Annotated in this window: 16 protein-coding genes and 1 other annotated feature (1 of these 17 running past the window's edge); of the genes, 11 read left to right on the top strand and 5 right to left on the bottom strand. The window is 32.7% G+C overall.

From position 1 onward, the window contains the following. Window positions 1–62 (top strand) — a binding site (T-box leader) (it extends 187 nt beyond the left edge of the window). Window positions 63–108: 46 nt separating this feature from the next. The 10 genes from aroF to ACGHJ8_RS09955 all read left to right on the top strand — a co-directional run bounded on the left by aroF (window position 109) and on the right by ACGHJ8_RS09955 (window position 10,386). Next, a complete protein-coding gene (aroF, locus tag ACGHJ8_RS10000; protein WP_390540124.1) occupies window positions 109–1,125 on the top strand; it encodes a 3-deoxy-7-phosphoheptulonate synthase in 1,017 nt (338 codons plus the stop codon). Between the two features lie 10 nt (window positions 1,126–1,135). Beyond that, window positions 1,136–2,194 carry a 3-dehydroquinate synthase gene (aroB, locus tag ACGHJ8_RS09995; RefSeq protein WP_390540122.1) on the top strand — a complete coding sequence of 353 codons (1,059 nt, stop codon included), beginning with the start codon at window positions 1,136–1,138 and terminating at the stop codon, window positions 2,192–2,194. A 1-nt stretch (window position 2,195) separates the two neighbouring features. Beyond that, on the top strand, window positions 2,196–3,473 hold the full coding sequence (gene aroA, locus ACGHJ8_RS09990; protein WP_390540120.1) for a 3-phosphoshikimate 1-carboxyvinyltransferase: 1,278 nt from the start codon (window positions 2,196–2,198) through the stop codon (window positions 3,471–3,473). Further along, entirely contained in the window at window positions 3,451–4,518 is a 1,068-nt protein-coding gene (gene aroC / locus ACGHJ8_RS09985; protein ID WP_390540117.1) for a chorismate synthase, read from the top strand. Before aroA ends, aroC begins: the two co-directional genes overlap by 23 nt. 1 nt (window position 4,519) lies before the next feature. Further along, window positions 4,520–5,635, top strand: a complete 1,116-nt coding sequence (locus tag ACGHJ8_RS09980) for a chorismate mutase (RefSeq protein WP_390540116.1) — start codon at window positions 4,520–4,522, stop codon at window positions 5,633–5,635. Continuing rightward, the gene (locus tag ACGHJ8_RS09975) at window positions 5,622–6,128 is read left to right on the top strand and encodes a shikimate kinase (protein ID WP_390540114.1); all 507 of its coding nucleotides are present in this window, start codon (window positions 5,622–5,624) and stop codon (window positions 6,126–6,128) included. Before ACGHJ8_RS09980 ends, ACGHJ8_RS09975 begins: the two co-directional genes overlap by 14 nt. Before the next feature lie 60 nt (window positions 6,129–6,188). Further along, window positions 6,189–6,935: a helix-turn-helix domain-containing protein gene (locus tag ACGHJ8_RS09970; RefSeq protein WP_087357659.1), complete on the top strand. Its 747-nt coding sequence runs from the start codon at window positions 6,189–6,191 to the stop codon at window positions 6,933–6,935. After that, entirely contained in the window at window positions 6,821–7,873 is a 1,053-nt protein-coding gene (locus ACGHJ8_RS09965; RefSeq protein ID WP_349291058.1) for an IS3 family transposase, read from the top strand. The genes ACGHJ8_RS09970 and ACGHJ8_RS09965 overlap by 115 nt, the downstream gene beginning before the upstream one ends. A 340-nt stretch (window positions 7,874–8,213) precedes the next feature. Next, window positions 8,214–8,660, top strand: coding sequence for a hypothetical protein (locus ACGHJ8_RS09960; RefSeq protein ID WP_390540112.1), 447 nt, complete (start codon window positions 8,214–8,216; stop codon window positions 8,658–8,660). Between the two features lie 220 nt (window positions 8,661–8,880). Continuing rightward, on the top strand, window positions 8,881–10,386 hold the full coding sequence (locus tag ACGHJ8_RS09955; protein WP_390540110.1) for a hypothetical protein: 1,506 nt from the start codon (window positions 8,881–8,883) through the stop codon (window positions 10,384–10,386). A gap of 48 nt (window positions 10,387–10,434) precedes the next feature. On the opposite strand, the gene tnpC is transcribed toward ACGHJ8_RS09955, so the two are convergent. The 3 genes from tnpC to tnpA all read right to left on the bottom strand — a co-directional run bounded on the left by tnpC (window position 10,435) and on the right by tnpA (window position 12,673). Continuing rightward, window positions 10,435–11,997 carry an IS66 family transposase gene (tnpC, locus tag ACGHJ8_RS09950; RefSeq protein ID WP_390539562.1) on the bottom strand — a complete coding sequence of 521 codons (1,563 nt, stop codon included), beginning with the start codon at window positions 11,995–11,997 and terminating at the stop codon, window positions 10,435–10,437. A gap of 68 nt (window positions 11,998–12,065) precedes the next feature. Beyond that, window positions 12,066–12,413 (bottom strand): IS66 family insertion sequence element accessory protein TnpB, encoded by a 348-nt coding sequence (gene tnpB / locus ACGHJ8_RS09945; RefSeq protein ID WP_129737345.1) that lies wholly within the window; start codon window positions 12,411–12,413, stop codon window positions 12,066–12,068. Further along, a complete protein-coding gene (gene tnpA / locus ACGHJ8_RS09940; RefSeq protein ID WP_390539564.1) occupies window positions 12,410–12,673 on the bottom strand; it encodes an IS66 family insertion sequence element accessory protein TnpA in 264 nt (87 codons plus the stop codon). The genes tnpB and tnpA overlap by 4 nt, the downstream gene beginning before the upstream one ends. A 73-nt stretch (window positions 12,674–12,746) precedes the next feature. On the opposite strand from tnpA, the gene ACGHJ8_RS09935 reads away from it, so the two are divergent. After that, on the top strand, window positions 12,747–14,216 hold the full coding sequence (locus ACGHJ8_RS09935) for a hypothetical protein (RefSeq protein ID WP_390540108.1): 1,470 nt from the start codon (window positions 12,747–12,749) through the stop codon (window positions 14,214–14,216). 539 nt (window positions 14,217–14,755) lie between these two features. On the opposite strand, the gene ACGHJ8_RS09930 is transcribed toward ACGHJ8_RS09935, so the two are convergent. Further along, window positions 14,756–15,412: a Spy0128 family protein gene (locus ACGHJ8_RS09930; protein WP_390540106.1), complete on the bottom strand. Its 657-nt coding sequence runs from the start codon at window positions 15,410–15,412 to the stop codon at window positions 14,756–14,758. Then, window positions 15,409–16,278 carry a class B sortase gene (gene srtB / locus ACGHJ8_RS09925; RefSeq protein ID WP_390540104.1) on the bottom strand — a complete coding sequence of 290 codons (870 nt, stop codon included), beginning with the start codon at window positions 16,276–16,278 and terminating at the stop codon, window positions 15,409–15,411. The genes ACGHJ8_RS09930 and srtB overlap by 4 nt, the downstream gene beginning before the upstream one ends. Window position 16,279: the final 1 nt, after the last annotated feature.

Raw genomic sequence — 16,279 nt, 5'->3', positions numbered from 1 at the left:
TTATATAGTGATATATAAGTGAAGTAAGGTGGTAACACGGAAGATTTTCTCTCGTCCTTATAGGATGGGAGATTTTTTTATTTATACAGTAGAGAAAGGGGATAAAAAATGATTATTGTATTTAAACCAAAAACAAAAGATGAAGATGTACAAAAAATAGTGAAACAAGTAGAAGATGAAGGATTAACAACACATATTGTTGTGGGAACAGAAACAACCATTTGTGGAATTATTGGAGATGTTACAAAGGTTGATCCTAAACAACTAGAAGTGTCACCCGTTGTTGATCATGTGATGCGTGTCAGTGAACCTTATAAGTTGGCAAATCGTGCCTTCCATCCTGAAGATTCCATTATAGATGTCAGTGGAGTCAAGGTTGGTGGAGATCATCTGGCGTTGATAGCGGGTCCATGTTCAGTTGAATCAAAGGAACAGGTCATTGCGATTGCCAGAGAAGCCAAAGCTGCTGGAGCGAATATGTTAAGAGGGGGAGCGTTCAAGCCTAGAACATCACCATATGCCTTTCAGGGAATGGGAACAGCAGGATTGGATATCTTAGTGGCAGCGAAAAAGGAAACAGGATTACCAATTGTATCTGAATTGATGAGTGCTGATTATATTGATGAATTTAATGAAAAAGTTGATCTGGTTCAGATTGGAGCCAGAAACATGCAAAACTTTGATCTGTTGAAAGAAGTAGGAAGAAGATGTACGAAACCAATATTATTAAAAAGAGGATTAAGTGCAACATATGAAGAATGGATCATGAGTGCAGAATATATCATGGCAAGTGGAAATCCCAATGTGATTTTATGTGAAAGAGGAATCAGAACATTTGAAAGCTATACAAGAAACACATTGGACTTACAGGCGATTCCAGTGATTAAGCGATTGACACACTTACCTATTATTATTGATCCATCTCATGCCGGAGGGAAATGGTGGCTGGTAGAGCCAATGGCGAAAGCTGCGGTAGCTGCAGGATGCGATGGATTGATGATAGAAGTGCATAATGATCCAGAACATGCTTTATGTGATGGACCACAATCATTAAAACCAAAAAAATATACAGAACTGTTAAGGCAGGTTAAAGGCATTGGAGAAATTGTTGGAAAGAAGATTTAGGAGCGAGAAAATGAATTTAAAAGTCAATTTACAAAAAGACAGTTATCATATTTATATTCAGCAGGGACTATTAGATCATGTTTTGGATAAACTTTCACCATTATGTCATGGACAAAAAATCATGATTATATCTGATGATCTGGTGTTTTCATATTATGGCGAAAAGTTAGAAAAACAATTACAATCTCAATATCATGTTGGACATGTCATTGTAAAGCATGGTGAACAATCTAAACGTTTTGATATCTTACCTGAGATTTATCATCAATTACTTGATTTCCATTTAACCAGAACAGATACCATCATCGCATTAGGTGGTGGTGTCATTGGTGATTTGGCTGGATTTGTTGCCAGTACATTTCTAAGAGGTATACAGTTTATTCAAATTCCTACTTCTCTTTTGGCACAGGTTGATTCAAGTGTAGGAGGAAAAGTCGCTGTGGATTTACCAGAAGGAAAAAATCTGGTAGGGGCGTTTAAACATCCTTCGTGTGTCTTGATTGATCCATTGACACTGAAAACATTGGATCAAAGGTATATTAATGATGGTATGGGAGAAGTGATTAAATATGGATGTATTTTTGATAAAGATTTATTTCAAAAATTAATTTCCTATACATCTTTTGATGATTTATATCAAGATATAGATGATATTATTTATCGTTGTGTCGATTTAAAACGTATTGTTGTTGAAAAAGATTTGTTGGATTTTGGGGATCGTCTGGCATTGAATTTTGGTCATACTTTAGGACATGCGATTGAACAATATTATCATTATCAGACTTATTCACATGGAGAAGCAGTTGGAATCGGAATGTATCAGTTAAGTTTAATATCTCAAAAACTGGGATTGACAAAAGAAGGAACAGCCAATCAAATTAAAAAAGCATTGGATTTATATCATTTACCTAGCATGGCTCATGTTCCCGTTAAAGATTTAAAAAAAGCAATGGCTTTAGATAAAAAGAACATCAATCAAAAATTGAATTTTGTCTTATTAAAAGAGATTGGGAATTGCTTTATTTATCCAAGTGATTTATCATTGATAGATGAAAGTCAGGAGGTATAAAATGGCAATCAAAATTACACCACATCAACTATCAGGAGGAATTGCAGTTCCTCCTTCAAAAAGTATGGCACATCGTGCAATCATTTGTGCTTCTTTAGCACAAGGAAGAAGTGTTATTACGAATATTGAATATTCTAAAGATATAGAAGCGACGATTGGAGCTATGAAAAGTTTAGGAACAATGATTTTTGAACATGAAGATTATCTTGAGATTGATGGCACAACAACTTTTATGAAAAATCAATGTGAAATCAATTGTTTTGAATCAGGTTCAACTTTACGTTTTATGGTTCCAATTGCTTTGGTTTGTGAAAATAATCTTCATTTTACTGGTGAAGGAAGATTAGGAAAAAGACCAATGCAGGTATATTATGATATTTTTGATCAACAGGGGATTTCTTATTTGTATCGTGAAAATGTCTTAGATTTATATGTGAGAGGAAGAATGCATGGGGGAGAATTTCATTTACCGGGAGATGTTTCTTCACAGTTTATTAGTGGATTATTATTTGCTTTACCATTGATGGATGAAGATTCACGTATTGTGATGACTTCACCTGTGCAATCAAAAGGATATATTGATCTCACTTTACAGATGTTAGACATGTTTGGTATTCAAATTGAAAATCATGATTATCAAGAATTGGTGATTAAAGGAGGACAACGTTATCAACCATGTGATTATCGTGTGGAAGCTGATTTTTCACAGGCTGCCTTTTATCTTGTGGCAGGAGCTTTAAATAATCAAGTCTGTCTACAAGATTTAAACAATGAATCTTATCAGGGTGATAAGGTTGTCGTAGATTTATTGTGTCAGATGGGATGCCAATATACGGAAACAACATCAGGAATGTGTATGCAGTCAAATGGTTTAAAAGCTATCTCTATTGATGGTTCACAATGTCCTGATATCATTCCAGTTATGGCACTAGCCTGTGCTTTAAGTTCAGGAACATCATATATTCATCATATTGGACGTTTACGTATCAAAGAATGTGACCGTTTAAAAGCCACAGTAGAAATCATCAATCAGCTGGGAGGACAGGCTATTGAAATGGAAGATGCGATGGAAATCACAGGTGTAGAAAAACTTCAAGGTGGTCAAGTATCTTCTTATCATGATCATCGTATGGCTATGATGGAAGCTATTGCTTCTACTGTTTGTTTAGAACCAGTCATCATTGATGATGAACAATGTGTAGAAAAATCTTATCCTCGTTTCTGGGAAGATTTTCAACAATTAGGAGGTGTCTTTGATGAGTGCAAACTGGGGGAATAATATTGAATTATCTATATTTGGAGAAAGTCATGGACCAGCTATAGGTATTGTGATAGGGGGCTTACCAGCCGGAATGAAACTAGATATGGATGAAATTCGCTGGTTTATGAAACGACGTGCACCAGGACAAAATCAGATGTCTACACCACGAAAGGAAAAAGATGAATTTCAAATAGTTAGTGGCATATTAGATGGCGTGACAACAGGTGCTCCGCTATGTGCAATGATTGAAAATACAAATACTCATTCAAAGGATTATAGTGAGTTAAAAGTCAATATGCGACCAGGACATAGTGATTATCCAGCTTACATCAAATATCATGGATATAATGATGTACGTGGGGGAGGACATTTTTCTGGACGTTTAACAGCACCTATTGTATTGGCTGGAAGTATTGCCCGACAGATTTTATTAGAAAAAGGAATTATAATTGGTGCTCATATGAAACAGATTCATCATATTCAAGATGAGTCATTTCCCGTTGATATAGATGATGAACTATTAAAACAATTATCACACCAAATGTATCCAACATTAGATGATCAAGTTTTTATAAAAATGCAGGAAGAAATAGAAAAAGCACGTATGTCACAAGATTCAGTTGGCGGTATCATTGAATGTGCAATAGCTCATGTTCCAGCAGGAATAGGTAATCCTTTCTTTGATTCAGTAGAATCTCATTTATCTCCATTATTATTTAGTATCCCGGCTGTAAAAAGTGTGAGCTTTGGAAGTGAATCTATTCATCAGATGTATGGTCATGAAACCAATGATGCTTATTACTATCAAGGGGATCAAGTCAAAACCAAAACCAATCATAATGGGGGTATCACTGGAGGTATTACGAATGGAATGCCGATTGTTTTTCAAGTTGGTATTAAACCAACACCTTCTATTTCTCAAATTCAAGAAACAATTAATGTTCAGACACATACCAATACACAAATTCAAGTGAAAGGAAGGCATGATCCATGTATTGTTCCTCGTGCTGTTGTGGTAGTGGAATCAATGGCAGCATTGGGAATCTTGGATCTGTTAGGTTAATATGAAAGATTTAAAACAATGTCGAGAAGAAATAGACGCTATTGATGAACAAATGATGGCTTTATTTGAAAAAAGAATGAATGTCGCTAAAGATGTTGTTCATTATAAAATGGCTCATGATATGGAAATATTTCAAAGTGAACGTGAAGCACAAGTGATTCAAAAAAATATCTCACGTATTCATCAGGAAACACTCGAACCTTATGCAAAACTGTTTCTTACCTCTTTGATGAATATTTCTAAAACATATCAATCTACATTTTTATCTTATTCTTGTCCTCATTTTCCGCAGCCACAAACACAAAATATTATGGTTGGTTTTCAAGGTGTGCCGGGTTCTTTTTCTGAAAAAGCTTTGAAAACTTACTTTGGAGATGATGTTCAAAGACAAAATTATCCCCATTTTAAAGATGTGTTTGAAGCATTAAAACATGATGAAATTGATTATGGGATTGTACCTTTAGAAAACTCATCGACAGGGGCTATTAATGATAATTATGATGCTATGAGAGATTATGATTTTTATATTGTCGGAGAACAAAGTCTTGCGGTGTCACAACACCTATTAGGTATCAAAGGTACAAAACTGAAAGATATACAAGCTGTTTATTCTCATCCTCAAGGATTACTACAAACTTCCTTGTTTTTAGATAAACATCATATTCAACCACGTGCTTATGAAAATACAGCAATGGCAGCTCAATATGTTTCTTCTTTAAATGATCCTCATATCGGTGCTATTGCATCTTTACAAGCTGCTAAGCTTTATGATTTAGATGTGATTCAAGAAAATATTCAAAATGTTTCTAATAATTCAACAAGATTTATTATTTTTGGAAAACATTTAGAAATTTCTGATGATGCCTCTTGTATCAGCATTGTGTTTACATTACCACATCAAATAGGCACTTTATATCAAATCACAAAGATTATTAATGATTATTCAATCAATATGTTGCGTATTGAATCTCGTCCATTACTAGAAACAACATGGGAATATTATTTTTATGTAGATTTAGAAGGAAGTTTAAAACAACCTTCACTTTTACAGGCATTAGAAGATATCAAGGCTCATACCAAAACCATGAGGATATTAGGAAATTATGCGAAAAGATAAAACAAATGTTGTTTTGATAGGAATGATGGGATGTGGAAAAACAACAATTGCGAAACTATTGAAAGATAAACTTCATAAACAATGGATTGATATGGATCAGTATATTGAAAATCAATATCAAATGTCCATATCTCAAATGTTTGATATATCAGAGGACTATTTTAGAGAAAGAGAAACAGCATGTTGTTTAGAGATTGCTAAACAAAAACATTGTATTATTTCTACAGGTGGTGGGGTTATTCAGCGTTATGAAAATATTGAAGCCTTGAAACAAAGTGGGTATATTATTTATATTGATCGCCCCATTCCTCTTATTTTAGAAGATGTTGATACATCATCTCGCCCTTTATTAAAAGAGGGTGCTCAAAAACTCTATGATTTATATCAAGTTAGACATCCTCTTTATTTACAAGCCTGTGATTATCATGTTGATAATGATGGGACATTAGAAGATGTATGCCATAAAATTATAGATTTATTAAAGAAGCTATGATATGATAACCTCCTAGTAGACAGTGTAAATAATTAAACACTGATACGGGAGGTTTTTATATTGGGAAGAAAAAGCAAATATTCTAAAGAACTAAAAATAGAAATATGTAAACGTTATTTGAATGGTGAAGGATCTACTTATTCATTAGCTGATGAAATTGGCACAAATAATATGGTTGTTTATAGATGGGTTAAAAAATACAATGCTTTTGGTGAATCAGCTTTTGATGATTTAAAATCAAATAATGCATATACTAAAACATTTAAACAGATGGTTGTAGATGCTTATTTAAACGGCGAAGGTTCATTAGATGATCTGGCAATAAAATATAATATTTCTTCTAATAGCACTATCATAAAGTGGATAAAAGATTATAATAGTCATATGGAATTGAAGGATTACATTCCTGGAGGAGAAGATATCTATATGGCGAAAAGCAGAAAAGTAAATAAAGAAGAACGTATTGAAATTGTAAAGTATTGTCTTGAACATGATTTGGACTATAAGACAACAGCTAAGGTATTTGAAACAACTTACGCTAATGTCTTTAATTGGGTCAAGAAGTATAAGGAAAAAGGCGAAGATGGTTTAGGTGATAGACGTGGACATCATAAAGCTGATGAAGAAGTTGATGAAATGACTTTATTAAAACGACAGCTCAAACAAAAGGAATATGAACTTGAAATGGCACTATTGGAGGTAAGAATGTTAAAAAAATTGGACGAGATAGAAAGAAGGCGATATACAGAGAAAGCAAATATGAAGAAGAATATGAAGCAATCAAAGAAATTAGCGAAGAAGAAGTAGATAAAGGAAACACACCAAATATATCACTTATGTGTAGAATACTTGATGTCAAACGTGCAAACTATTATAAATGGCTTCATCATGAAAAGAGTATTGTAGACAAGGAAAATGAAGAGATAGCTGAGCTGATCAAAGAATATCATAAAAAATATAACGGATTATTAGGTTATAGAATGATGGCTGATAGAATAAATAGAGATCATCATAGACATTATAGTGACAAACGTATCTATAAGATCATGAGGACATTAGGTATTCAAAGCATCATTCGACCTAAACGAAGAAGTTGTACAGTTAGAAAAAATAACAACACAGCTAAGAATAATCTTAATAGAGATTTCAATGCATCAAGACCAAATGAAAAATGGGTAACTGATGTCACAGAATTCAAATATGGCCCACATAATGAATATAAGCTTTATTTGAGTGCATTTCTTGATCTCTATGATAGAACAGTCGTCAGTTATGAAGTTGGTAATCACAATAATAATATTCTTGTTTTTAATACATTTGATAAAGCAATTCAAGCTAATAAAGATGCACATCCTTTATGTCATTCGGATGGAGGATATCAATACACAAGTCCAGCCTTTGTAAATATGCTTAAAGAGCAGGGAATGACACAAAGCATGTCAAGAGTTCACTGCTGCATAGATAATGGACCAATGGAAGGCTTTTGGGGAATCATGAAATGTGAGATGTATTATTATGGAAAACATTACAACACAAAGGACGAACTTATTAAGGCTATTGATGATTGGATTCATTATTACATGTATGAAAGATATCAAAGAAGATTTGGAGTAAAGACACCATATGAAGTGAGAAGAGAAGCACTATCATTACAAAGACCAAATCAATATCCAATATTAGAAAATAAAAGAATCATAAAATATAAACAAGAACATTATACAAGTAATACAACATTAGCTGCATAAAGAAAAATGAAGTTGTCTCCTCGGCAACTTCATCAAAAACATTTTTAATTATTTCACCTGTCTACTTGACAGGGGCGGTTCACTATAGACTATAGCTTTTTTTGTTGTCTAAATTTATGAGTCATATTATAGGTCACATGAAATATCACTTCTTAAATACTGACTGAAAACGTAGACATTTTCAGTCAGTATTTGATTTGTCTTTTTTCTTAAAAATCTCACATTTTCTTGTGTTTTCGCTTAATATAAGCTTACTTCCATTATAAATTCCTCGACCGATAAAGTCTACTTTATCGGTCATTTTTATCTCAAGGCACTTAAGAAAAGGAGCGGATTGATAGTGGGAGTTGCTTTAAAGAATATGTATTTTACAGTGATGTGCTTACCATCACAAGATTGTAAATTTTATGGAGAAGTTCATAGTCCTTTTCTACAACAAAGTGTGGAATTTTGTGGTTTGACAGAATTGATTTTGATTATGGATCAAGTCATGAAAGATTATCATCTTCCTAAACATGACGAAAGGTACCGACATTTTCAATCACATCATGCCATGATTGAACAAAAACTAGAATATCGTAAAGAAGATATTCAAGAGAGATTTGAAGAATATTTAAATGAATCTATGAAATGTTCTAAAAACAGTCAAAACACTTTTCAGATTAAAGTGATGTATAGACAGAATTATACGTGGCAGGGTGAAATTATTTGGAGCGAAAAACAAAGAACAAAGTTCTTTAGGAGTGCTCTAGAACTGATGCATTTAATTTATTCAGTATTTGAGTAATAGGGTAAATCTTACATAAAGGAAAGGGGGAACCCAATGCAAAAATAAAATTGTTTGTTTATTGAAAATGTAAACGCATACAATAAATAAACATATCTTTATAGATTACTTTTATTTATGAAAAATGAAAGGAGAAAAATTGAATATGAAGAATAAATATAAAAAGAAACTTATAAAAGTTTTCTCAGTATTTGTATCTTTGTTGATGGTGTTTGCATTAGTGCCTACAACAGTTAGTGCAGCAATGAATGAAATTATTTATGAGACTGAGGGAATATCTATTAAAGTGACAAATACTCATGATGCTGCAGTGCCAAAAACAATTCATTTTAAGGTTTTGGTTAATGGAGAAACTGTTCTAGATAATAAAGATGTGGAGGTTCCAATTGCAAATACACAAATTAATGTTAATGCAGAGGAGTATGATGTAGAGTTTGAAACTACAAATAGTATGACAGTTGAACCAGGAGTTAATAATAATTATAATGTGGGATTGGGAATTCCAAGTGAATATAATTGTACAATTCATTTAACAACTTCAAAGACAAAAGATGATATTGTTATACAAGATGATGATACTGTATATGGAACTTTTTCATGGTCTAAGCAACATGCAGGTACAAGTGCATATGCAAGGGATATAGAAATATATGTTAATGGTAAACATGAATATACACAAAAAGTATATACACCAGAAATTTTAGAAAATACTAAAGGAGCTAATGATCAGTTTTGGTTTGCACCAAATGAAAAATTTAATCCAACATATGAAATGGACAAATCTTATCTTGATAATCTTACACAAAAAACATTACGTATTGATTTAACAACAAAGTGTGGTTGTGGACTTGACACTTGTTTATGTGAAGGTGGATGTGAATGTCCAGAAGACTGTACATGTGATGCATGTCAAGGAAAAAATTTAACTGATAATCAAATTAATACAGGTTATGGTATTTTAGAATATAAAGATCCAGGAATATTAGGTGGTTATAATTTAACAGTTAAAATTAATTTAAATGGTAAAATTGTATATACTAGTCCAAAGCTAAGAGTTAGTGGAAATACAGTGAATAATTTAACATTTGAACCAACAGCAGGTAAATATTATTTGCAGAAAAATGATCATTGCGACATTGATGCATACACATATGGTGCAACTTGGAGTAAAGGAATGCTAAATTTTGCTGGTGCACTTGATAATGATAGAGAATATGATAATGTTTTAACTATTAATTTAGTATCATTTAGCAATCGAGTATCTTTAGATGTTGAAAGAAGACCAGATGGTATAGTTCAAGGTCCAAGTGTTACAGACAATATGGTGGCATATAGAGTATCATATACTTTGGACGGTGTAAATTATACTTATGATTATGATGAACTTGACGTATTAGAACGTCCAGATATTCCTACTAATGTACCAGTTACTATCACAGCAATTTGTAAATCTCCTTATGAAGTTGCTAGATGGTCATGTGCTAATGTGTATGCTGGAAATATGACTTTAACAGGGGCAGAAGGAGAAGATGGTACAGAAGCATATGGTAATTCTGTAACGCTGACAGTTAACTCTGTACAAGATACAGATATTGCTTTATATGTAGAAGAACTTAAAGTAGTTAAAGTTCCTACAGATGATGATTTAATTAATCGTAAGCGCAAAATGAAAAAGCCCTATTATCAATCAACGACATTGATTATAATTAGAGCTGTAATAAATTGACAATTTATATATGTATGATTTACAGGACACGACTAAAAGATCGTATCTCTACGATTTTTTAGTCAGATATGTATTATCAGGCAATTCTTTTGACCATGGCATATAATTATCAAGGGCTTCTTCATCATTGATATCTATTTCTGTCAATGATGACAAAAGATAGTTAAAATATTCATAGGGATTGAGATTGTTTAGCTTTGCAGTTTCTATAAGTGAATATAAGGCAGCGCTTGTCTGTGCTCCCTGAACCGTATTGGTAAACAGCCAGTTGCGTCTGCCTACACAGAATGGGCGTATCGCATTTTCTGCTCGGTTGTTTGATATCTCTATTCTCCCATCTTCAAGGTAGACTCTTAGTTTTTCTTCCTGGTTGATGCTGTATTTGAGTGCTTCACTTAACTTTGTTTTATCCACTGCAACTTTTGAACATTCCCTGACATCTTCAAAGAAATCATCAACCAGTGGTTTTGACTGAACCTGTCGAATTTGCCTGATTTCTTCATAGCTTCTGTCCGCGTTTTCCTTTTCAATTTGAAAAAGCTTGTTGATCTTATGAAAAAGCCTATAGCTGGCAGTTTGTTTGAGATCTACCCCAGCAGGCGCACTGTCTAGTGCTTCCTTATATTTTCTACGACAATGAGCCCAGCATCCCATGTGTGTAATGCCTTCAAGTTTCTCATAGGCCTGATAGCCATCCGTCTGAAGTATATGATGATAGCCTTCCAGATGCTTCTGGGCATGCTCGTGTCCTCTTGTATTTTCGTATATGAAAACAACTATCTGCTTCTCCTCGCTGCGTCCTGTCTTGTATACCCACATATAGGATTTTGTGGTTGCCTTTTGATGCGGTGCCTTTAAAACCTGAACAGACGTTTCATCTCCGTGCAGGTATTGACTTTTTAACAGAACCTTATGCATATGACTAGCGATTGTCCTGAAATATTCATCATGCAGTTTGATCATCCAGTTGGCCATCGTCTGTCTTGACAGCTTCAGCCCCATCTGATTGAACATGACTTCCTGTCTATACAGAGGCAGTGCTTTGTTGAACTTGTTATCAATGATATATGACAGAAGTGATGGCGATGCAAAGCTCTTGTATATGACCGGTTCCTTCATGGGTGCCTTGTATATTGGCGATTGAACAGCTTCCCTGTCACATCGATCGCACGTATAGACATATTGAATATGTTCAATGACTTCATATCGTGCAGGATGGTAGACAAGCTCCTTTCTTTTGTTTTCGCCTATCTTTCTAAGCAGTGCACCACATTCTGGGCAGCTTTTATTGTCAATATCATGAATGACCTTCTTTACTGGCAGTGATGAAATATCTATTCCTCTCTGTCTGCTTTTTCTTTTTCTTCTGTATGTGATTTCTTCAAGTTCCGGTTCCTGCTTGATTGGTGTGGATTCTAGTTCAATTTCATCAAAAAGAGAAATCTGATTAGGAAGAACAGTCTTTTCTGAAGATGAACCAAAAAGCTTCTTCTGCTGAAGCTTGATCTGCTGACTGTACCAGTTCAGCTGCTCAGTCAATGCTTCAATCTTTTTATCCTTTTCATTGATCATCTTGATCAGTTCTTCCTGACTTAGATTTCTCAAGTTCATGACATCTTCACACCCCACATTACATGATTTCAGCTGTTTCGTATTATACCATAAAACAAACTGCTTTGTTAGATGAGAAGCTGCTTTTCTTTCAATTTTTCATCATATTCAAGACCCTCCAGAAGCCAACTGAGCTGACGGGAAGTGATGGCTCTTGTCAATGATTCCTGCGATTCCTGGATTTTGAATTTTCCATGTTCAAGTCTCTTGATGAACAGCCAGAAGCCGTTGCTTTCATAATAGAGAATCTTGATGCGATTTCTTGATCGGTTGGTAAAGATAAAAAGGCTGTGATCAAGGACATTCATCTGGAATTGGGAATGCACAATGAGTGTCAGCCCATCTATCGACTTGCGCATATCCACGAAATGCGTTGAAACGTAGATATTCTTGACTTCATCAGTGTTGATGATCATTTGAGAGCACCAATGATTCTGTCAAGAAGTGCAGGATCAAATTCAATACAATGACCATCAATGGTCATTGATACATTGGGGTGGGCATCATCCACAACCTCGACAGGAACAAATAAATTACTTTGAAGTTCATCATTTTCCAGTCGTCTTTTTGACTTATAGAAAGAAGACACACAGATATTGTTCTGTCTGCAGAATTCCTTGACAGTCAAAGTGCTTTCCTTTTGACTATTTATGATTTTTTTCCAATCATATTGCATATAGTAAGTACCTCCTTTTTTATTGTACTTACATTTTAAATGAATATCCGCAGTCTTGTTAGTGCCTTTTCATTTGTCGCTTACAATTAATCCAGAAACAGGACTATTAAAAGATAATGCAGTGACTATTGATTGTATTAATGAACAAGAAAATCATGAAAATAAAACTTATGGTTTGAAAAAAGAAACATATAAAATTGGTGATTTAGCAGGTAATTCAGCTGATGGATATACTTGTGATATTAAAATTACTGATCCAAATAGTTATGTAGATGATTACAATGAAGTTTTGGAAGGACATGTATTAGATCCTAAAGAACAAAATCGTGAAATTACTTTAAGATATGTTAACGGAAAATGGGCTGTTGATGAAGGAGAAGCTCCTGTAAAATATACAGTTAAATGTGAAACTGATCCAGGAACAACAATTCCAGAAAAACCAGATGAGCCTACAGTTGAAGATTTATTAAAAGATAATGCAGTGACAATTGATTGTATTAATAATAAAGTTAATCATGATGATAAAACTTATGGATTATTAGGTGAATATACAATTGGTGAAGTTACAGGTAATGCAACTCAAGGTTATACAGTTGATATTACTGTAACACCTGATGCTTATGTTACTAAATATAACACTGATACAAAAGTTACTCATGAATTATCACCAAGTACTCAAGGTCAGAAAATAATTCAATTAGAATATGATGAAATTGATGGTTGGGTTGTTAAAGGGAAAAGTGCACCTGTTGTTTATACAGTTGTATGTGAAACTGATTCAGGAACAACAACGCCAGAAAAACCAGATAAACCAACTGATGATCAAGTTAAAGATTTATTAGTAGACAATGCAGTGACAATTGATTGTATTAATGATAAAGTTACTCATGATGATAGAACTTATGGATTATTAGGTGAATATACAATAGGTGAAGTTACAGGTGATGAAACTAAAGGTTATAAAGTTGATATTACTGTAGAACCAGATGAAGCTTATGTAATTAAGTATAATGAAGATACACGAGTTCAACATAGTTTATCACCAAAACAAGAAGCTAAAGTGATTACATTGGTTTATGATGGTGAATGGAAAGTAGAAGGAAGTAATGCACCAGTTACATTTACAGTTATTTGTGATAGTGATTCAGGTGATCAAACTGATCCTAGTGATCCTACAAATCCAGATGATGATAATCCAGTAAATCCTGGTGGAGATGATGGAAATCAAGGTGGAAATGATAATACTGATGATGGAAATGGAAATAACACAGGAAATACAAATGATAATGGAAACAATTCTGGAAATACGAATAACAATGGTAGTGGTAATAATGCTGGTCAAAATGGCAACCAGAATGTAAATAATGGAAACACTACAAATGGTAATGGAACTGGAACAAATGGTACAACTTCAAGTACAAATAGTTCTCAAAATCCAAAGACAAGTGATGATAGTGCAATTGTTACTTGGATGTCATTAGTAGTACTTGCTGCTGGTGGAATTGCAGTGATTACAAAGAAAACACTAAAGAAAAATAAATAACAAGTGAAAGAAAAGTGCCTTAGTAATAGGCACTTTTTTATATAGAACATTATTTGTTTTGAATTAGAATTCTTTTAATAATTTTTATAAATTATAATAATAAATGGGTAGAAATTAAGGGATAATCATTAAAAATGCAATAATAACAATAATTGTACTTAGTAATGTCCCTAATAGATAATACTCTGAAAATACAGGATCTTCTGAAATCTTTTTGTATCTTACAACTGATTTAGCAGTGATAACTAAACCGATAGAAGCATATTCATTGATTGTTAATATTCGTAAGATGAGTAATCTTTTAAGTATTCCAATAAATGTTTTAATATTGAAAATGATTTGTTTTATACTGTTTTCTGCTATGATAGTATCCTTGTAAAGTCATAAGTATAAAATTATGTCTGATGTAACAAGAAGTTCATGTGTTTCTGTTTTGAATATACAAAATGATTCCATAAAATAGGAATCAAATTAAATAATTCCTTATATATGGAATCAAAAAGAGTATCAATAAGGATTATTATTGATACTCAAGTTTTTTATATGTTTGCTTTATGATGTTTTCTAGTTATAACTAAACCTGCTATTCCACCTACAGCAAGTATCATCATAAAAATCCAACCACCTATTTCTATGTTATCATTTGTTTGTGGTGATTTTGTAGAAGTACTTGTTTGTGATGATGTATTAATAATAGGCTTATTGTTTGTTGTTTCATTATTGAGTACATTTTGGAAATGAATTTGATTTGTTTTATTTCCATTTTCTAAATAAACAATGGTACTTGCGATAAGACCATTATGATCTGTATTTTTGACATAGACATCAATTTGATATAAGCTTTTATCATATTGTAGTTGATCATTGGTATTTTGAACTAATGAATATGAATATATACCAGCATGAGTATATGTCATAGAAAGTTGAGTTTGATCACTATCATTCATTGAAAACTGATAAACTCCATTTTGACTGTTTTCTGGCATAGGACAATCACTATTCAATGCTTTAAATTGATAGGTTGATTGATAATGATTTTGTGTTTGCCCATGAACAGTCAATGTTTGTGTTATAGGAATAGATACTGATGCTATATGTTCTGTGGCATAACTCTGTTTAGAGAACATCATCAATAGAAAACAGATGATGAATATCACAGATACAATCTTGTATTCTTTTTTTAATATACAGCTCATAGTTCCTCCTTTCTTTGCATTCTTTTATAAAGAGAAATGATAACAATAATCAAAATAATGATAGGAATGATATACCACGTATAAGAAGAACTAAAATCAATATTTTTAGTATCATCTTCATCAATAAATGTATTTTCTTGTACGGTATCATTTAAACGTGCTACTAAAATATGTCTTCCATTTGTCATATCAGAAGTACAAGTACTTAATAAAATGATATGATCTTGAGTATTCACACCTATGTCACGATAATACATAGCATTGTTTTTTAATAAATCAAGATAACTTTGTTTATCATGAATAGAAATATCATAAATAGATGTATCATAGGCATCAACTTCTAAAAAAGCAAAGAAATCTAAACCATATGTCTTATTATCTACATATAATGTTCCATATTTTCTTGTATCAAAATAATTCTTATCTTTAAAAGAACCAATTTCTCCAAATAAAGCATTACCTTCCATATGATGACCATAAAAGATACTATTAAAATCTTTTAAATGCTTATCATTTCTATAATCAAGGTAAATACTACCACTTAAAGAATATTCACCATCAGCACTTGTATTTAAATACTTCTCATTATTATCTGCTTGTACAACAGGATAATCAATATGTGTTCCATAAATATTTAACCATCCAAAAACTTCTGGATTGATATTTTGAAATTCTTCAAAAGAACGATTATCTTCTGGTGTAGGTTTATAAACAGTATATTGGGTAGAAGAAGCTTCATTCAATACCTGATGGCTATCCCATAAAGCATAACAACCAAAAACGAAAATACTTAGGAATATCAATAGTATAATATTATCTATAATACTATTGATGATTCCAATGATTTTTTTCTTTGTTAATCTCATT

It is taken from the genome of Massiliimicrobium timonense (assembly GCF_042850985.1).
In the GTDB taxonomy this organism is placed as follows: domain Bacteria; phylum Bacillota_I; class Bacilli_A; order Erysipelotrichales; family Coprobacillaceae; genus Allocoprobacillus.
This window is presented reverse-complemented; position numbering and strand designations above follow the sequence as displayed.